The 18,264-nt window shown below is 47.1% G+C and carries 16 protein-coding genes and 1 CRISPR repeat array (1 of these 17 cut by a window edge); of the genes, 7 read left to right on the top strand and 9 right to left on the bottom strand.

Features of this window, described 5'->3' with window-relative positions:
* Nucleotides 1-2,685: a CRISPR direct-repeat array (repeat unit 30 nt; unit sequence GTTTTTAGCGTACCTATCAGGAATTGAAAC) (it extends 443 nt beyond the left edge of the window).
* A gap of 163 nt (nt 2,686-2,848) precedes the next feature.
* Together ACU70B_RS02090 and ACU70B_RS02085 are read left to right on the top strand one after the other, a co-directional pair.
* Complete coding sequence (locus ACU70B_RS02090) at nt 2,849-3,052, top strand: hypothetical protein (RefSeq protein WP_447184707.1); 204 nt, start codon at nt 2,849-2,851, stop codon at nt 3,050-3,052.
* 12 nt (nt 3,053-3,064) lie between these two features.
* Nucleotides 3,065-3,325 carry a spore coat protein gene (locus ACU70B_RS02085; protein ID WP_447184706.1) on the top strand — a complete coding sequence of 87 codons (261 nt, stop codon included), beginning with the start codon at nt 3,065-3,067 and terminating at the stop codon, nt 3,323-3,325.
* Between the two features lie 191 nt (nt 3,326-3,516).
* Here ACU70B_RS02085 and ACU70B_RS02080 read toward each other — a convergent pair.
* The 7 genes from ACU70B_RS02080 to ACU70B_RS02050 all read right to left on the bottom strand — a co-directional run bounded on the left by ACU70B_RS02080 (nt 3,517) and on the right by ACU70B_RS02050 (nt 10,703).
* Nucleotides 3,517-5,048 (bottom strand): IS3 family transposase gene (locus ACU70B_RS02080; protein ID WP_447184705.1). Its coding sequence is split into 2 segments (ribosomal slippage): nt 3,517-3,947 and nt 3,947-5,048, totalling 1,533 coding nucleotides; the frame shifts between segments, so codons are not numbered across the junction.
* Nucleotides 5,049-5,182: 134 nt separating this feature from the next.
* Nucleotides 5,183-6,298: a YVTN family beta-propeller repeat protein gene (locus ACU70B_RS02075; protein ID WP_447184704.1), complete on the bottom strand. Its 1,116-nt coding sequence runs from the start codon at nt 6,296-6,298 to the stop codon at nt 5,183-5,185.
* 364 nt (nt 6,299-6,662) lie between these two features.
* The gene (locus ACU70B_RS02070; RefSeq protein ID WP_447184703.1) at nt 6,663-7,622 is read right to left on the bottom strand and encodes a precorrin-6B methylase; all 960 of its coding nucleotides are present in this window, start codon (nt 7,620-7,622) and stop codon (nt 6,663-6,665) included.
* 69 nt (nt 7,623-7,691) lie between these two features.
* A complete protein-coding gene (locus ACU70B_RS02065) occupies nt 7,692-8,630 on the bottom strand; it encodes a thiamine pyrophosphate-dependent enzyme (protein WP_447184702.1) in 939 nt (312 codons plus the stop codon).
* Nucleotides 8,627-9,817 carry a transketolase C-terminal domain-containing protein gene (locus ACU70B_RS02060; protein ID WP_447184701.1) on the bottom strand — a complete coding sequence of 397 codons (1,191 nt, stop codon included), beginning with the start codon at nt 9,815-9,817 and terminating at the stop codon, nt 8,627-8,629. The genes ACU70B_RS02065 and ACU70B_RS02060 overlap by 4 nt, the downstream gene beginning before the upstream one ends.
* A complete protein-coding gene (locus tag ACU70B_RS02055) occupies nt 9,814-10,122 on the bottom strand; it encodes a 4Fe-4S binding protein (protein ID WP_447184700.1) in 309 nt (102 codons plus the stop codon). The genes ACU70B_RS02060 and ACU70B_RS02055 overlap by 4 nt, the downstream gene beginning before the upstream one ends.
* A complete protein-coding gene (locus tag ACU70B_RS02050; RefSeq protein ID WP_447184699.1) occupies nt 10,119-10,703 on the bottom strand; it encodes a 2-oxoacid:acceptor oxidoreductase subunit gamma family protein in 585 nt (194 codons plus the stop codon). The genes ACU70B_RS02055 and ACU70B_RS02050 overlap by 4 nt, the downstream gene beginning before the upstream one ends.
* 814 nt (nt 10,704-11,517) lie before the next feature.
* On the opposite strand from ACU70B_RS02050, the gene ACU70B_RS02045 reads away from it, so the two are divergent.
* The 3 genes from ACU70B_RS02045 to ACU70B_RS02035 all read left to right on the top strand — a co-directional run bounded on the left by ACU70B_RS02045 (nt 11,518) and on the right by ACU70B_RS02035 (nt 12,748).
* Nucleotides 11,518-11,661 carry a hypothetical protein gene (locus tag ACU70B_RS02045; protein ID WP_447184698.1) on the top strand — a complete coding sequence of 48 codons (144 nt, stop codon included), beginning with the start codon at nt 11,518-11,520 and terminating at the stop codon, nt 11,659-11,661.
* A gap of 12 nt (nt 11,662-11,673) precedes the next feature.
* Nucleotides 11,674-12,132, top strand: a complete 459-nt coding sequence (locus ACU70B_RS02040; RefSeq protein WP_447184697.1) for a rhodanese-like domain-containing protein — start codon at nt 11,674-11,676, stop codon at nt 12,130-12,132.
* A 142-nt stretch (nt 12,133-12,274) separates the two neighbouring features.
* Entirely contained in the window at nt 12,275-12,748 is a 474-nt protein-coding gene (locus ACU70B_RS02035) for a MarR family winged helix-turn-helix transcriptional regulator (protein ID WP_447184696.1), read from the top strand.
* Between the two features lie 194 nt (nt 12,749-12,942).
* Here ACU70B_RS02035 and ACU70B_RS02030 read toward each other — a convergent pair whose 3' ends face one another.
* Both ACU70B_RS02030 and ACU70B_RS02025 read right to left on the bottom strand, forming a co-directional pair.
* Nucleotides 12,943-13,902, bottom strand: coding sequence for a zf-HC2 domain-containing protein (locus ACU70B_RS02030; RefSeq protein ID WP_447184695.1), 960 nt, complete (start codon nt 13,900-13,902; stop codon nt 12,943-12,945).
* Nucleotides 13,899-14,378 carry an RNA polymerase sigma factor gene (locus ACU70B_RS02025; RefSeq protein ID WP_447185685.1) on the bottom strand — a complete coding sequence of 160 codons (480 nt, stop codon included), beginning with the start codon at nt 14,376-14,378 and terminating at the stop codon, nt 13,899-13,901. The genes ACU70B_RS02030 and ACU70B_RS02025 overlap by 4 nt, the downstream gene beginning before the upstream one ends.
* Before the next feature lie 484 nt (nt 14,379-14,862).
* Here ACU70B_RS02025 and ACU70B_RS02020 point away from each other — a divergent pair, with 484 nt between their 5' ends.
* Nucleotides 14,863-15,510, top strand: a complete 648-nt coding sequence (locus tag ACU70B_RS02020; protein ID WP_447184694.1) for a TetR/AcrR family transcriptional regulator — start codon at nt 14,863-14,865, stop codon at nt 15,508-15,510.
* Between the two features lie 56 nt (nt 15,511-15,566).
* On the top strand, nt 15,567-18,263 hold the full coding sequence (locus ACU70B_RS02015; RefSeq protein ID WP_447184693.1) for a PEP/pyruvate-binding domain-containing protein: 2,697 nt from the start codon (nt 15,567-15,569) through the stop codon (nt 18,261-18,263).
* Nucleotide 18,264 lies beyond the last annotated feature (1 nt).

Here is an 18,264-nt window from a genome sequence, read left to right as displayed (position 1 = left end):
CCCTTTGCGGTAGTTGTTTTTAGCGTACCTATCAGGAATTGAAACTGTGGTATTACACCGCGAGCCTTTACATGGGGCCCCGTTTTTAGCGTACCTATCAGGAATTGAAACGGTTCCTTGGCATACTCCATTGCCCGGGCGGCAAGTTGTTTTTAGCGTACCTATCAGGAATTGAAACAAAGGACTGTCCTCGGGGTACCCACATCTTCCGGCCGTTTTTAGCGTACCTATCAGGAATTGAAACATTCTCTACCCTGGCGGAACATAGAGCTCATAATCGTTTTTAGCGTACCTATCAGGAATTGAAACAAATAACTCTATTTGAACCGCTTGAACCGCTGTCGGTTTTTAGCGTACCTATCAGGAATTGAAACGCAATAACCTTAAGTACCATAAGGTCGCATTTGAGTTTTTAGCGTACCTATCAGGAATTGAAACATTAATTCAGATGATAGGATCTCGCCCTCATTCCGGTTTTTAGCGTACCTATCAGGAATTGAAACCGCGGAGATCCCCAATAATCATCTTCCTCGACAATCGTTTTTAGCGTACCTATCAGGAATTGAAACAAAAGCCTGTACGGCTGGCAAACCAGCACTATTCCTGTTTTTAGCGTACCTATCAGGAATTGAAACTTTTCAACGAAATCAATTCTATGCGGGAGTGGTCTCCGGGTTTTTAGCGTACCTATCAGGAATTGAAACTAATCAGAAATATATGGAATTGCAGGCAGAAACAGTTTTTAGCGTACCTATCAGGAATTGAAACGTAGGTACCGGGCACGGTGGGAATTAAGCCACCAGCGTTTTTAGCGTACCTATCAGGAATTGAAACAAGAAATCAAGTCATACCGCTGGAAGCCAGACGCGGGTTTTTAGCGTACCTATCAGGAATTGAAACGGGAAAATACAGCGCGGGTGTTCAGCCTTCCAGCGGTTTTTAGCGTACCTATCAGGAATTGAAACTTGGTTCTCCATTGGTCAGCCTTTCATGGGTATAAGGTTTTTAGCGTACCTATCAGGAATTGAAACTAGGACTGCTGTGAGGCACGTAAGGTAATGGTCTGGTTTTTAGCGTACCTATCAGGAATTGAAACATGGGATGTCTGTTGGTTATTCAGTATCGAGCTGGGGTTTTTAGCGTACCTATCAGGAATTGAAACAACAATATACTTGCCAAACAGGCAATAATAAGAACTGTTTTTAGCGTACCTATCAGGAATTGAAACCTGCGCGGTATGAAGTCAGTTAACCAGCGAATAAACGTTTTTAGCGTACCTATCAGGAATTGAAACTCTGAGGGCAAAGCCAGGAGTGCAACTGCCTGGGAAGTTTTTAGCGTACCTATCAGGAATTGAAACATGGGACCGCAAATTCCAGATTGCAGCATGCGGTGAAGTTTTTAGCGTACCTATCAGGAATTGAAACGAAGATGTTGAGCGCACAGGATTAAGAAAAATACGAGTTTTTAGCGTACCTATCAGGAATTGAAACGCCATCGTGCCTTCCCAGTCCTCATAGGTTTTCATGTTTTTAGCGTACCTATCAGGAATTGAAACTGTAAACGCTAAACCAGTTGAGATACATGGCTTGGGGTTTTTAGCGTACCTATCAGGAATTGAAACTTAATTGTAGCTGACTTTGTTCCTGCAAAGAAATTTCGTTTTTAGCGTACCTATCAGGAATTGAAACATAATATTCCCTCCATTCTCCCCGCACGGGGCTTCTGGTTTTTAGCGTACCTATCAGGAATTGAAACAAGTATTGTGTGACCCCTCTAACCCCTGTTCGTCGCGTTTTTAGCGTACCTATCAGGAATTGAAACTTGTTCTTTTCCGGGTTAATGGTGCGGTATTCAAAGTTTTTAGCGTACCTATCAGGAATTGAAACCCGTAATATGAATTCCCGCAAGGAGTTATCCCCATAGTTTTTAGCGTACCTATCAGGAATTGAAACATGGAAAGCTCTGTGCCATAGGGAATGACATTCGGGTGTTTTTAGCGTACCTATCAGGAATTGAAACTTTATTGGCGGTGTTTTTTGAAAGGCGGTGGGGAGTTTTTAGCGTACCTATCAGGAATTGAAACATGGAAAGCTCTGTGCCATAGGGAATGACATTCGGGTGTTTTTAGCGTACCTATCAGGAATTGAAACTTTATTGGCGGTGTTTTTTGAAAGGCGGTGGGGAGTTTTTAGCGTACCTATCAGGAATTGAAACCTGCATTTGTAAATATAATACACTTGCTTGCTTTATAGTTTTTAGCGTACCTATCAGGAATTGAAACGCCGAAGGAATTCGCCACGCATGCGAATTTCCCCCATGAGTTTTTAGCGTACCTATCAGGAATTGAAACCGGGGATATAGGCTTCGAGGAGTGTCTACATGTGCAGTTTTTAGCGTACCTATCAGGAATTGAAACCTGTAGGGCCCACTTTATTATCACTGCTATGTCTAGGTTTTTAGCGTACCTATCAGGAATTGAAACTTTATTTCGAGCATGACCCGGCTAAACGCAGTACCACCGTTTTTAGCGTACCTATCAGGAATTGAAACATCCTTGACGATTTGGGGGCGCATAAGTGGTATGAGTTTTTAGCGTACCTATCAGGAATTGAAACCATTATGGTAGAGTGCAACTACTGTTTGGAAACGCTGGTTTTTAGCGTACCTATCAGGAATTGAAACGCATGCTATACACAAATATTACAAATCCCCTGCGGAGCACAACGGCTCTGCAGGGGATTTTAGTCAATAATACCGGTGCCGGCACCGTATACCCGCCTTTTTTGGCATATTGGATAAAACATTGCACATCCTAAGATTAGATTTGTTTAAAGGAGGTATTTTTGTGAGTCAACTTTCAACCAGGGAGCTCTTGTATCTGGAGGATTCCAGCAAGATCTTTGAAGCTATTGAGAAAACGTGCCGGCACGCCATGAGCGAATGCACTGATCCCCAGGTTAAAAACCTTATCCAAAATATGAGCAGCCAGCACCGGCAGTGGATCCAGAGTTCAGCTTCACTCGTTTCCGGAAGCGGCCGCATGCAGTAAGGAGGAATGGCAATGTCTAAAGATATGGAATGGATGGGTATTCTCTTATATGAGCACAAGCTGGCCGCCAGCATGCTGACCAGCAGCGTTCTGGAAAGTGCTGACCCACAGGTAAGACAGCACTTCACCAGCCTTCTCAATCAAACTCTCGATCACCAAAAGCAGATTTTCGATGTAATGAATCAAAAAGGCTGGTATAAGGTCGCCCCTGCTCCCCAGGACGAGCTTAGCCGAATCCAGCAAAGCTTCTCCATGATGCAGCAGCAGATATAAAAAAACAGGTCAAAACTATATAAACACAGGGTCATCCTATGGAGGCCCTGTGCTTTTTATTGAGCGGAAATTTAAAACAAAGGCGGTTTTTAAGTTAACTAAAGCTGTCATGGGAATTAGATTGGAAAAAGGTGTTATTAAAAACTATTTAATAATTTAGGGTAGGAGGTGCGGACGTTTTTTTGGACACCTTAGGCGGCCAAACCAAGGCTTCGCCTATATTCCAACGGACTCATCGCACCCAAAGAAAGTTTGATCCTCTTCTCATTATACCAGACCAAATATTCGTCAAGGATATCCATGAATTCCTCTATGCTGACCCCTGTCCATGATCTATTGTAGAACATCTCGTTCTTGAGCCTGCCGAAGAATCCCTCACAAGCTGCGTTGTCGGGCGAGCAGCCCTTCTTTGACATCGAGCGTTGAAGACCCGCTTTTTCCATTCGTGATATCCACCCAGGCCAACGATAATGGCCGCCCCGATCTGAATGCACCAGCGGATGTTCACCTTCTTTCAGGGTTTCTGTCGCGCGGTCAAGCATGCTGTTGACCAAATCGGCATCAGGGCTAGTCCCTATAGACCAGCTTGGCAGCAACCCATCAAAACAATCCACAATGGGGAAAGATATACTTTCCCAGCAGGGATAGCGAATTCCGTTATGTCCGTGAGCCATTTGACTTTCGGCCCATCCGCATGGAAATTGCGCTCGATTAAGTTGTCTGCGCCCGGAGTCTTCTCGCCTTGGTACGAACTGTATTTCCGCCTCCTTTTTTGGAAAACAACAAGCTCGGATTCCCCCATTATACGTCGCACAACCTTTTCGGAAACGCGTGTTTCTTCTCGCGCAAGCAAAGCATGGATTCGTCGGTAGCCATATCGTCCACCGTTCTCCCCAAACAACTCTATGATACGGCGCCTCAGTTCTTCGTATTTGCCTGGAATTGACGCGAGCTTTCGATGGTAAAAGTAACTGCTGCGTGGCATTCCTAGACACGCAAGCACTTCCTTCAACGGATACTCATTTCTCAGGGCGTCGGCCAGAATCGCCTTCTCTTTGTTTGTTAGGTTCTTCGGATCGACGCCCGGATCTTTTTTTATAATCTCTGCTGTCCCTTCCAAAATGGCCTTTTCAAGCTTCAGTCCTTTAATCTGACGTTTCAGCGATTCGATTTCGGATAAAAGGGCATCCTTGTTATCGGGGAGCGGTTTGTCCTCTGCCTCAGGCATCGTTATGCTATCCTCCTTGCCGAGCAGATCGTTTTTCCAGTTGTATAGTGCCTCTCGGGTGACGCCATATTCCCTGGCGATTTCTTTAGCATTGCCGGTTCTGGTGCATAGTGCAATTACGGCTTCTTTCTTCTGCTCTTGAGTGCATTGTACACCTCCAACACGCTTTTTGCGACTTCCTGGTGCCAACTCATCACACCATAATCTGAGTGCCTCCTTAGAGGGGTACCCCAGTAATATTACCGTCCTTGATAAATTGCGACCATGCTCAAAATAGTGTTCTACAGCAGCTATCTTCTGCTCTAGTGAATATTTCGAGCATCGTGAATATCGATCCCACAAGATCCCAGTCTCTTGTTCTTTTAGATATGCTTTATACCATCTCGGCAATAATCCACGGCTTGGATAGCCAAGTTCATGAATTACAGCAGCTATACTTTTATCATACTTGATGTATAGCTCAATTGCCTTCATGCGCTCTTCTCTTGAATACATACGGACACCCTCCTGTCTCTATCAGGGTCCAAGATTTTGTCCGCACCTCCGTAAGCATATGTTGTGCCGGGTACCATGTGCAATCGCTGCCGCAGCCCATTCCCCATAGGCAGAATCTTAAACAAATGCTTAACTTAGTCTTTGACAGCAACCAACTGAAGAACCGAATTCAAATCCACCATTCCTGTAATCTCATAGTTTCGGGTATTGACAATCGTTACGGTACCGGCCAAAACATCAGAGACAATGAGTAATTTCCCGTCTTTTGTCAGGCCCAGCCAAGCCGGAGTATCCCCAGCCTGGATATTGGCTATTTCAGCATGCATGAAAATATCGACGATAGAGACAGTTTCTTCCCCTTGACAGGCAGTATAAACCAGATCAGCTGCTGGAGATAAAATCAGACCGAAGGGGGTATTGGCAGCGCCAATCAGGTCGGGGGATGTCTCCGCCAAATCTGTGTTGATCATACTTAGACTGGAATCGGCCTGTCTGCTCACCAGGGCCAGCGGCTTGTGTTTAGCGATATCAATGCCGATTGGAAAAGAATTGCCGATATCGATCAACTTAACCAGCAGATTGGTGTTCAGGTCGATAACGCCCACCTGTCCGCTTAGCATGAGCGTAACATAGGCCAAATTACCATCAGGAGCAATATCGATAATCAGTGGATGGCATCCACTTGGCAAAGGAACATCAGTAACGACCTGTCGCAAACAGGAATCAACAACTGATATATTATCAGTACCACGGTTGGCAACGTAAATATATCTTCCGTCCGGCGATACTTTTACCCCCGCCGGAGAGGAAGATTCGTATGGGACATCATTTAATTGAATCGTGTCGATTACTTTGTTGTCTGCGGTCCGGATTACCGACAAGGTAGCATCTGTCGAATTTGCTGTATAAACAAACCGACGATCCGGGCTGATGTCAATACCGGTCGGATCATTGCCCACCGGTATATCAGTTACCTTAACTCCCCGCCTGATATCAATCACCGCTACCTGATTATTCCCCATATCATTCACATAAGCCAAGGGCCGATACTGATGTCTATAGGATGAATAGTTCCAGCTTTTCGCAACACTGCCCGCTCTATATACATTTGCCGTGCCGGATAAAATAGTATCTGCTGCATTCTCTTTCCGGTTTATGATTGCCTCCAGTTTTTTTATCGCCTGCTGCTCGTACTCGCTCCCTCCGATAACCCCAACGAGTCCGGATATGATGGATGAAATATCTTTCATGTTCATTGCTCCCTTCAAATATTTGCCATATAATATGCATTCGCCAATAAATTGGTTTGCAGCAGAGGGAGCAGTTAACAGTTATAATGAAAATAGGCGCCAGGCACACACCTGACACCCTTCTTCCCCGCAATTATACCTTTTTGGTAATTTTCTCATCCAATTTTCTAAATACGTTTCCCTCACCGATTCTCTCTTTCAGCCAAGCCCTTTTGCTCTACGCCCCATTGATGTTTCCATCGGCTATGGGACAGTACAAATGCTTATGATCCAAATTATCTATGTCAGATTAATATATTCAGCCCCCATGCATCCGCCTCTCTGTAAAGACCAACGATTTATCTGCACGGAAGCACCTGATAAATCAAATCAGATCACCTTTACAAACACCCGTGTTATTTAGACTGCGGTTACTGCTATCTTTAGCGCTTCTGGCAGAAATCAGCCAAGGAGCTGGAAATGGCTCCGCCATTTTTTTGCTGTTGACTCGGGACACCTCTATGTGGATGGCTTCAGTGCGCTCCAAACCGTTTTCCCGAAACAAAGCCGGAAGAGACGTCAGTATTTCGAAATCCAACGTGTAGATCACAAAATCCATATCGGGATTGATCGCCAGCAGAGTCTTGATTTCACTGCCGATCCTCGGAGACCCCACGATAAAAGCTATGTCCGGCGCCGGCAGTTCATCCAGGATGCCGTTTTCCAGAGACTCAACGATTATAACGTTGCTCAGGCCAAATTTGTCAACATTACATTTCATGGTTATCCGATCCCTGCGGTCATATTCCACCGCAATGACACTGCCTTCAGCCGCGATTATGGCGGCCTCCACCGCTATACTCTCACCTGAGATTATACATATATTATCCTGATCCCCCAGATTGAGCTTGCTCATTATAACAGCCCGGACTTCCCGGCACACATACTGAACCGAGCCACAGGAGAAACGGCTGTTCTCCATGCCTATCTGATAATTGGTGGCAGCATTAGGATTCAGGATCAACATGGCCGCAGAGGCATTGATCCCGCGGTTGATCATGTCCGAGACCTTGTCATGCTTTATCCCGCCGGACGGATCCGAGCCCTCATTGTACCAGATGTCGCAGTCCCCCAGTTCCGCATTCCACATATCGTAAAAGATGTCCGGATGTCCGGCGTCCGTAAATACCAGTACTGCCCGGTTGCTCATAACGGTCGGAATCAGGTTCTTATTCTTCCCGGTAATGTCCAGCATCTTCAGTTTTGCCAGGTTTATCGGGGCGTTTTGTGAAAAATACTGCAGCCAGGATAAAATCACCTCATTGGTAAACATTGTCTGTTCCATAGGCAAAACCTCCTTGTTAAAAGTTATGATACCATATTATTTGGATTTATTCCCATCCTCAGCTTAAGTTTAAGCGCCGGTGAGCTCCAGCAAGCGTTCCCATTTTTGATCCACATAGGACTGCGCTTCTTCAATCATCCACTCATTGCCTTTCCGGAACATATGGCGGAATCTGCCCTGAGGGTGGAGAAAGTCTTCCACGGGCAGCTTTTTCTTCGGCGTGTAGCTCAGCCGCCACACTCCCTCCTCTACTTCGTAAAGGGGCCAGACACAGGTATCCACCGCCAGTTTAACTATCTCTGCAAGCTTTTCCATAGGATAGTCCCAGCCGCGGGGACATGGGGACAATATGTTCAAAAAGCAGGGGCCCTCAGTGTAAATGGCTTTATAAGACTTGGTGTGCAGATCCTTGAAATTGCCCATAGGGGCAGTCTGAGCTATATAAGGGATATTATGAGCCACCAAAATCTCAGTCATATCTTTCTTGTTCTGTTTCTTACCCTGCCCCGCAGAGCCTACCGGCGTGGTAGTCGTGCGGGCAAAACGAGGCGTTGAAGATGAACGCTGAATTCCGGTATTCATATAAGCCTCGTTGTCATAGCAGACGTAGACCATGTCGTGACCGCGTTCCATGGCCCCTGACAGGGACTGAAACCCTATATCATAGGTGCCGCCGTCACCTGCAAAAGTGATGAATTTGACGGTCCCTTCCACCTTGCCCCGGCGCTTCAAAGCGTTATAGGCCGCTTCCGCCCCGGAACAGGTAGCCGCGGAATTTTCAAAAGCGGAATGAATATAGCTGTCCAAATAAGCAGTGTAAGGATACATAAAGGTGGAGACCTCCAGACAACTGGTGGCGTTAACCACCACGGCCCGATCCTCTCTGTCCAGAGCACGCAGAACCCCTGCCACAACCACCCCGGCGCCGCAGCCGGCACAAAGCCGGTGCCCTCCGGTGAGACGGGCCGGTTTTTCCACTTCCTGCTTCAGATTATATACCTTGCTCACGCTCTCGCCTCCTTTGATCTCTGTCCCATATGGGTATATACCGGGTGGGTCTCGCCGGTCACGGCAATATCCGCCAACCGGGCAAACACTTTTTCAATATCCCCGGTCTTTACGTCACGGCCGCCCAGCCCGTAAACGATATCGATCAGATACGGGCGTTCCTTCAGATCATATAAAGCACTGCGGGTCTCGGCAAATAATGGCCCTCCGTTGGCTGAAAAGCCCTCGGATTTATCCATTACGGCCACGGCCTTAGTTTTGGCTAGAGCCCGGGCCAGCTCCTCTCCCGGGAAAGGGCGGAATACTCTGATTTTAATCAGCCCTGCCTTTATTCCATCCTCCCGCAGTTTTTCGACAGCCGCTTTGGCAGTTCCAGCCGTGGACCCGATCAGAACCAGTGCCAGCTCAGCATCTTCCATCCTGTATTCTTCAAGCAGGCCATAGCTTCGGCCGGAAATCTTTTCAAACTCTGCGCCTACCTCCAGTATGCGGGCCTTGGCCGCTTTCATGGCCTCAGCCTCCTGGACCTTGTGTTCCATATAATAGGGGCTCACATCGTACGGTCCCACCGCCAGCGGATTTTCTTTCTTCAGCAGATAATTTTCCGGGTTATATTCCCCGATGAACTTGCGTACCGCCTCCGTCTCCAAGAGCTCTATATTTTCTACGGCATGACTGGTAATAAAACCGTCCATACAGGTCATCACCGGCAAGCGTACGCTCAGGTGCTCGCCAATCGGCGCGGCCATGATAAAATTATCATAGGCCTCCTGATTGTTTTCGGCATAGATCTGGACCCAGCCGGAATCACGGGCTCCCATAGAGTCGGAGTGGTCGTTGTTTATGTTGATCGGACCCGAAAGGGCCCGGTTGACGCAAGCCAAGATAACAGGCAGACGGCATGAAGCCGCCACGTACAAAAGTTCGTACATCAGTGCCAGTCCGCAGGATGAAGTGGCACAGACGGACCTGGCTCCTGCAGCTTGCGCCGCAATGCATACGGACATGGAACTGTGCTCAGACTCCACGGTTACGTATTCGGTATTTACCTCGCCGTTGGCCACATAACCAGCGAAGTACTCAGGAATTTCGGTGGAGGGAGTGATAGGGAACGCTCCCATGACATCAGGGTTTATCTGCTTCATGGCATAAGCTACAGCCTCGTTGCCGGATAGGCGGTTGCTCATTTGACCACACCTCCAGTCACCATCGTGATCGCCGGGAAGGGACACACGTCCTCACAGATGCCGCAGCCCTTGCAGTGCATGTAATCGAAGTCCAGGCGTTTCCCGTCCTTAACCGGGATAGCGCTGTCCGGGCAGAATGGAACACAAAGCATGCAGTGTTTACATGCTTCCTCATGAAAAACGGGCGTGTTGGTCCGCCAAGTACCGGTATCAAAGGCCCGTGCGGTGCCCGGTTCGTAGATCTCCCCGCCGGGAGTCAGATCCTGCCAAGGGGTATGTTCATTGATATCCTTCGCATAAATCACCCTACCTGCACCTCCTCCAGAGATTTTTTCAGTGTCGCCATGTTCCCCTCGATAACCTGGGGCTTGGCTGCAAATTTATGTTTAAAGGATTCTTCTATGCGCTTTAAAAAACGCTTGGTTTCCAAAACGCCGCTTACCTTAACCACAGCGGCGAGCATAGGGGTGTTGGGGAAGTTTCTGCCCAGGAACTCTTCCGAAATGCGGCGGGCATCTACGGTGCATACTTTTCCGGTCCATCCCCGCAGCCTTTCGCGCATCTCCTGAGGAGAACCGGGAGTGTTAATGATTATCGCACCGTCTTCTTTCAGTCCTCCGGCAACGTCGACGCTGTCCAGCAGGCTTTCATCTACCACGACCACATAGTCCGGATCGTAAATGTTGGAATGGATAGAACAACGTTTTTCACTGATGCGATTAAAAGCAGTAATAGGCGCTCCCATACGTTCCGGCCCATACTCCGGGAATCCCTGCACGAATTTTCCCTCTGAAGCAGCCACATCCGCCAGCAGCAGACAGGCTGTCTTGGCTCCCTGTCCGCCCCGGCCGTGCCAGCGAATTTCTACCATATCATTGGTCGCCATTGTTTATTCCTCCAGTCTGAAAATTAAAAAGGCTTTCGCCCCGCAAAGGGACGAAAGCCCGGAAAAGACATTCGCTATACCACCCATTAATACGACATACCATCATATGCGTTCCCGGTGACGGGGGAAAGCCGTCGGAGCCTACTGGAATACTCGTTCGGTCCGCAGCTCAGGAGTGATTTTCGGTTTCAGACTACTGGTACCGGGCTTGCACCGTCCCCGGCTCGCTGAAACGTTTAACTGAAACGTACTCTCTCCGTCAATGCCTTTGAAATGTTAAATTATAAATAAATATACCGGCTTAACCGCATTTTGTCAATCACTTGTCCGGTTTTTAAGTAAGTTACGGAAAACTAAGGGACGTTTCGTCTGTCTTATCTTTTATAGCATTAACTCAACAGGGTAAAAGGAATTGTGGTCGTGATGTTTTTTTGATGAAGAGGATAAATTATGGTTATTGCAAGTTAAAACAAAGCTCATTGCACCGGCGTAAGCAGCAAATAGATAGCCCCTCCTGTAGGTATCAGAAAAAGATAAACGAAATGTCCCCTCGTGATACCCTCATCATAAAAAATAACACTTGAATTTCAACGATATATTTTATAAAATTAAATTGTGCATTATTTAATTGCGAGTATATCAATAGACAGGAGGTGAAACATGAATTTATAATTGGATTTTGACAGTTTGGTCAAAGAAGCGCCAGCTCTTGTTAAAGCTGTGAGATTTGTTCAGACACCGAATGCTACATTACTGTGGGGAGAACGGATTCCTCAACCAAAATCATAAATAAAGAACAGAAGGGGGAATTATAATGCAGACCCATCGATGTGAAAACTGTCCCTGGCGTCAAAAAGCCCAGGCTCAGCCCGATGCTCTATTAAGCAAACTATGGCGTTGGCATACCGGTTTTTGTCCCGGTTGGAAAGCTTACCAGAAAAGTCTGACCAATAAATAGGAGGCAGGAATTATGCGTATTGATACTTTAGGGAAAAAGTTGGCTCTGGCCGGTGGTCTGGTAATAGGGGTTTTAATATTGATCGCCGTCGTTTATCTGACTGTAATCGCTCCTTCTTTTATCGGCAAAACTGGAAGTGACGGCGCTCTCCTAAAACGCTACATAGACCCCCAGGACCTTCAACAATTAACGATACAGCCGGATGATGAAATATGGATTATAGACGTCAGGTCGGCAAAAATGTATAATCAGGGCCATATACCCACGGCCCGATCTTTTCCTTCCAGTGAAATAGAAGACCGCTTAACCGAACTTCCCCAGGATAAATACTTGATAATGTACTGTGAGACCGGCGGGCGAGTTCAAGTGGTAATGAACAAACTTGCCAAACACGGCTATAGCAGATACATGAATTGGGGAGGATACACCAGGTGGCCTTATAAATTTGCCACAGATGATGGGAATCTATAAAGAAAACCAGAGTCAGGCAATATCCCCAATGAAATTGGCGGTAGGGTTGCGGGAATGTATATGCATAACTATGGTTATAACTTGTTGCTTTTAGTAAAATTATTATAGAAATAACAAATCTACTATAGGGCAGGAAGATAACATGAATAGTGATGAAATTTTGAGGTTGGACAACCAGTTATGTTTTTTGGTGTATGCCTGTTCACGCGCTATGACCAATGCCTACCGACCTATGCTGGTGGATTTGGGGCTGACCTATCCCCAATACCTGGTGATGCTGGTACTTTGGGAAGAAGGTGAAATATCGGTAAAGCAGTTAGGGGGAAGACTCTATCTGGATTCCGGAACTTTAACACCATTGCTCAAGCGTATGGAGGCTGCAGGGTTGATTACCCGAACCCGCTCTAAAAGTGACGAAAGAAGTGTTGTTGTGCATATAACCCCGCAAGGGCAAAGTTTGAAACAAAAAGCCATAACCGTACCGGAAAAATTGTTTTGCCGGGCTGGTTTGACACCAGAAGAATTCTACCTGCTGCGCCAACAACTAAGTGATATATTTCATCATTTGCAGGATGAAACAAGCTGCCACGTTGATAATACCGGCGCTGATCAGTAAATGGAAGCGTAGGGACGTTCTTCCTTTGGTTTTGCCACTTCGTGCATGTCCTAAGCCTGCAGATATACAGCTTTTATACTGATGCCCAATGCCAAGAGACAAGATAAAATAGCTGCAGCCGCAAATTTCTTTTTCCTACATTGCGCCCTCTTTTTACAGCCAATTTCTCTTATTCTACCATTTAAAAAGTGCTCTTATTCAGTCAAGAAATACCTGGTGAATATATAACCTAATCCCATAACTATCATGATAAATACATAAAGCATGAATAGCTCGGCTTTTCCTATTCCCGAACTCACCCGGTCGCCAGCACCCTCCTGGTTTATGAATTTTTCAGTGATTTCCCTGCCGTCCGCATCATACATGGATGTTGTCACAAGATGAGGATTATATAAAGTGTCCCCGGCAGATTTCTCAAAAAGGCTATCCAGTTCTTCCGCATGATAAATCTCCAGAAACTGCGGATTCTTCACTTTAAACTTTATCGATTTCCTTACCCTGTCTTCGGAAAGGTATCCCGGACTTGAATAGGCGTTATAATCGAGTCCATAGTATTCAATCTCATCTGAAAGATTATAGCCGCTTACGGCAACATATCGCTCATCTTTGATTTCAACCGGATACATCTGCACAACCGAGGAATAATCAGAAGACTTGACTTGGGCACGAACGATCCGGTATTTCTGATTGAACCCCTTCATCAGAACAGCCATTCCATAAACATCCGTATCGGCTTGATCTTTGAATGAAGCCACCAGCCTACCGTCAACCTCTTTTGTCTCCAGTACGTAAGCGTCTACCGGATTTTTGAACGGAGCGGTAAATTCTGTGACGGCCGCTGCCAGACTACTTTTATCATTGGTGAACTTATATTCCGAAGCATAGATCAGATAGGACAAAACCAGGGTCAGGACAACGCATAATGCCGCGGCCAGCAGTCTGGTCCTTTTGACTTTTTTCAGGAATCTGAGCTCGATCACCGGTACTCTTTCAGGGCTGCCGATATCATCAGCCATCTGTTCATATGCTTTTTTACAGCCCTCACAGGCATCCAGGTGCTGTTCCAACGCCTGGTTTGTATCATCGCCGGTAAGTCTTTCAATATAGTTCGGAAGTAAATCCTGAACAATGCTGCATGGCAACTCTTTTTTCATTCCTGTCCCGCCTCCGCCAATTTTTGTTTGCCCCGGTAAAAAGTAACGCGTGCCCATGTCTCGTTTCTGTTTAATATTTCACCGATTTCCCGGAAACTAAGCTCCCCTGTAAGCCTTAAATACACGACCTCCCGGGTCTTTTCATCCAAACTCTGAAACCTTCGATACAATGCAACTTTAGACTCGCTTGCCAAAACCGTCTGTTCAATATTTTCTTTCGCCGGGAGGCTGTCTGCAATTTCATCGATCGAATTTGAAGCATATCGTTTTCTTTTTTCATATTCCTTAAACCATAAGTACTTGGCAATCTGACAAAGCCATACGGATACTTTGCAGTCCCCTCGAAAGCTGTCATATGTTTTAAGTGCTTGATAGAAGGTTTCCTGGGTCAATTCTTCAGACAAGTCAGCATCATGACTCATGCAGAACAGGTACTTGAAAACCGTTTGAAAATAATCATTATATAGCTTTTCCATATCCTGCACTCAATCATCTCCTGCTAATAAGTACTTATAAAACTCGATTCGTTACAAAAAAATAAATATTTTCATATTCTTCATTTGGGTCTTAAATCAGTTTCATATCAAGCAAACAGCAGCCTCGAATATGCACTTGAAACTTACAGTACTTTGCATATATCCGCTCATAACCAAACTGCTTATTTGAACACAAGTGCAATCACTGCAACTATTTATTTTTAATATTATCATAATCTTTTTTCCTCCTTGCGTTTTAGGCTTGGCCTGATTTCAAATATTCCTGAGACAGGTGCAGAGATGATTGAAATATCCCTGGCTTTTCTTCCTTTTACGGCTTCAGCACTGAGTCTATTTATTTTCTCTAAGGTTATTGACGAGTAATGGGAAGCAGCATATAATTTAATTATACATTGTGTAATCTTATACATTGTGTAATTACTATTTTAAGATTTATCAAGGGTAAAATCAGGAGGTGCAGATTATGGAAATAGACAGTATATCCGGTGAAGGGCGGATGGAGAGAAAAAAAAGGGAATCGCGGCAGAAGATAATTAACGTTGCTATGAAACTGTTTGAGCAGCAAGGCTTTTCCAATACTACCATGGAGCAGATTGCCGAAGAAGCGGATGTGGCTCGGAAAACGGTGTACAACTATTTTTCGGAGAAAGAGGCTATCGCTGATGAATATGTCAAAGACATTTCTAACGGCCTGGCGCAGGAGGTATTGGTCAAACTTCAAAGCCTGCCTGATACCCGGTCTCGCTTGCTCAGCGCCTTAAACAACGCCTACGGGTGGGTGGAGATCAACGCGGAGCTTACGGGAATTGTTCTCGCTTATCGCTTTAAAACCTCATATTATTCTTGTGATAAATATCAGGATTCAGAAAATCAACAAGAAAGGGGTACCCATAGGATTATAGCTGAGATAATCCGACAGGGGCAAAAGGCTGGAGAAATAAGGTCCGATGTCCGATTGGAGCTGCTGGTTCGCTATATTGATCTGCTGCGCGGTACTGTAGTCTGGGAATGGCTGCAGGATACTTCCGGCTTTGACCTCCGCGAGGAGATCAGCAGAATGGTAGATATAGTCCTGGATGGCATAAGCAGTGGTGAGAGCAGGGGGAAATAGCCAAATTTACATCCAGGCTTGGATGAAGTGCTTGATTTAGGAGAGGAGTGCTTATTATGCAGAAACAGGGCGGGACGTTCTTTATACCTTGGGAGCAGGCTTTTGACCTGGGAACTGCTCAAGCGGGCGGCAAGGGCTGGAACCTGGCGCGGCTGGACCGCTTTGGCTTTAAAATTCCATCCGGCGGTATACTATCAACCGATGCCTATATGGAGTTTATCGACTGCAACGGTCTAAACGACGACATCGCAGATATGTCTGGCAGAATAACTGCCACAAACCTCGGCGATTACGCCCGTGAGTTGTCTCAGCTGGAGGAAAAAATCAGATCAGGCTTAATACCCCAGGCCGTTATAGATGAAATATCTGCTGCACTGCAAAACCTGGAGCTGGTCGACAAGGCGATTGCGGTAAGATCATCAGCTTCGGCGGAAGATTCGTCTACCGCGTCTTTTGCCGGCATTCATGAATCGTTTCTTAATGTTCGCGGCTTGGAAAACATACTTGCCGCAATTAAAGGCTGCTATGCCAGTTTGTGGTCGCCGCGGGCAGTTGCCTACCGGCGCAGGATGAAACTGGATGATAATGAAGTACTGCCAGCTGTTGTGTTGTTGGAAATGGTGGAAGCTCAAGCGGCCGGGGTAGGCTTCACCTGCGACCCTCAGACCGGGCGCCGGGATCTTTTGGTTATCAACGCCAATTTCGGCCTGGGAGAGTCGGTAGTAAACGGCGCAGTGGAGCCTGACACCTATTATCTGGACAATCGAGCCTGGAGTGCGCTACCCGGCCTGCTTGAGCGCAACACCGGAGGCAAACAGGGCTTCACCCGGCCGGCAGAGGATGGAGGTACCCAATTTATATTTAGTGACGAACTGTCATCCCGACCGGTGTTGAGCGATGAGGAAATCGAGAAGCTGGGCCTGCTGCTGATGCGGGTTTTTGAATCCCTGGGGGAATGCGAACATCAGCAGGATGTGGAATGGGCCTATGACGGCCGGGACTTTTTTTTATTGCAGGCCCGGCCTGTGACCGCCTTACCGGAATATACATTTGCGGCACTGAAAAACCGGCAGACCATATGGTCAAACGGCAATTACCGGGATGCGCTGCCCATGGTCATTTCCCCCTTGCAGCGCCGCCTGCTGAAGGCCTTGATTGATACTATTCAATACGCCCAGTTTCCCGCGAACGGCTACCGGATGCCGGAGGGGTTTCAGTTTTCGCGCTTTTTTAACGGGAGGCTATACTGCAATACATCCGCTCTTCAATGGGTCTACTATGATTGTAACGGTTCGTTGCCCGACGGCTTTAATGACTTCTGGGGAGGGCACCAACCCCAGATAGAAATAAATGATCCTGATCCATTTGCGGGGGAGGTTGGCCGGGAAAGGCAGAACCGTATGATGGGTATGATGAATCTCGTTATGGAAGCGGCTGCCTACGCGCCCCGTATTTTCGCTGAAGTTCCTCGTTCCGCTGAAGCCGTAGCCGGCACAGGATTTGCTCAGCTGCCAGACTGGGAGTTTGCCGATAAATATATTGAACTCGGCGGTATCGTAAGGAAGTATTGCGAGAAATTCACTTTCCTGGCCGGAGTTGGTTCCATGCCTGTTGTATCGCTTCTGCAAAAGCTATATGAATATTTCGGCTCTCGTGCGTTTAAGATTCTGAATGGCTTGATGGTAGGCGGTCAAGCGGGAATAACCAGTGCCGACCACGGGTACCGGCTGCTCGAAATGGCGGAACTGGCCCGCCGGGATGAGGCTGCAGTCCGGTATTTGACAACTGCAGCTTTTAACCCGTTTTTGTGGGATGAAGCACTGCCGGAAAGCTCTCCCTTCAAACAGGCTTTCCGGGCTTTTATAGAAGACTACGGTCACCGTGGGGTATATGAATTGGATATCATCAACCCCCGCTGGAAGGAAGACCCTACTTACTTGCTGGATACAATCAAAGATACTATGGATACCGCCAGTCTCGGCAACTTGAGGGCTCAGCAGGAAGTGCAATTTGAGCGCACCTGGCAAGAGGTGGCGGAGGCTGTTCCCCCCGATGTCCTTGAGGAGATTAGCCGGGGAATTAAGGAATCTCAGGAAGGTGCGGCGGTAAGAGAAATGACCAAGTCGGTTTTAGTTATGGCTATGGGGCCCTACCGCCTGATGGCCCAGGAACTGGGAAAACGCCTATGCCAACAGGGCCTCATTAAGGAACCGGACGACGTATTTTTCTGTTCCTGGTCAGACCTTTTTTCAATTCTGCATAAGGAATGGAGCGGTGACGGGCTCAAGGCCCTGGTAGATTTCAGAAAACTGAGCCGCAAGCAAAAAGAAGCCCTTCCTGCTCCCGATATTATCTGTGGAGAAAAGCCGGTCTTTTCCGAGCCGGTCGGCCAGGGTTCCAAAGGCTGCCTGCAAGGGGTGGCGGCAGCAACCGGCCGGGCTTCCGGTATAGCCAGATTAATTGCTCAGCCGTCTGAAGGAAACCGACTGCAGCCCGGGGAGATACTGGTAGCACCCTCCACCGACCCGGCATGGACCCCCTTGTTTTTAAAAGCCGCTGCCGTAGTGATGGAAACCGGAGGTTTTCTATCCCATGGAGCCATCGTTGCCCGTGAATACGGAATACCCGCCGTAGTGAATGTAGCCGGGGTAATGCGGATCATTCGGGATGGGCAGGAAATCGCCGTCGACGGTGATGAAGGCACGGTAGGAAGCAAGGGAATTACCTGGACCAATCCAAGTCAGCGCGAGTGAA

The organism is Syntrophomonas curvata (genome assembly GCF_052976825.1).
This window is presented reverse-complemented; position numbering and strand designations above follow the sequence as displayed.

Bases quoted from the DNA above. Each gene is read 5' to 3' on its own strand.
- ACU70B_RS02025 (WP_447185685.1), bottom strand. From the start codon at position 14,378: ATGGAAAAGCTATATAATGATTATTTTCAAACGGTTTTCAAGTACCTG.
- ACU70B_RS02040 (WP_447184697.1), top strand. From the start codon at position 11,674: ATGCGTATTGATACTTTAGGGAAAAAGTTGGCTCTGGCCGGTGGTCTG.
- ACU70B_RS02070 (WP_447184703.1), bottom strand. From the start codon at position 7,622: ATGGAACAGACAATGTTTACCAATGAGGTGATTTTATCCTGGCTGCAG.
- ACU70B_RS02050 (WP_447184699.1), bottom strand. From the start codon at position 10,703: ATGGCGACCAATGATATGGTAGAAATTCGCTGGCACGGCCGGGGCGGA.
- ACU70B_RS02085 (WP_447184706.1), top strand. From the start codon at position 3,065: ATGTCTAAAGATATGGAATGGATGGGTATTCTCTTATATGAGCACAAG.
- ACU70B_RS02060 (WP_447184701.1), bottom strand. From the start codon at position 9,817: ATGAGCAACCGCCTATCCGGCAACGAGGCTGTAGCTTATGCCATGAAG.
- ACU70B_RS02045 (WP_447184698.1), top strand. From the start codon at position 11,518: ATGCAGACCCATCGATGTGAAAACTGTCCCTGGCGTCAAAAAGCCCAG.
- ACU70B_RS02075 (WP_447184704.1), bottom strand. From the start codon at position 6,298: ATGAAAGATATTTCATCCATCATATCCGGACTCGTTGGGGTTATCGGA.
- ACU70B_RS02030 (WP_447184695.1), bottom strand. From the start codon at position 13,902: ATGAAAAAAGAGTTGCCATGCAGCATTGTTCAGGATTTACTTCCGAAC.
- ACU70B_RS02020 (WP_447184694.1), top strand. From the start codon at position 14,863: ATGGAAATAGACAGTATATCCGGTGAAGGGCGGATGGAGAGAAAAAAA.
- ACU70B_RS02015 (WP_447184693.1), top strand. From the start codon at position 15,567: ATGCAGAAACAGGGCGGGACGTTCTTTATACCTTGGGAGCAGGCTTTT.
- ACU70B_RS02035 (WP_447184696.1), top strand. From the start codon at position 12,275: ATGAATAGTGATGAAATTTTGAGGTTGGACAACCAGTTATGTTTTTTG.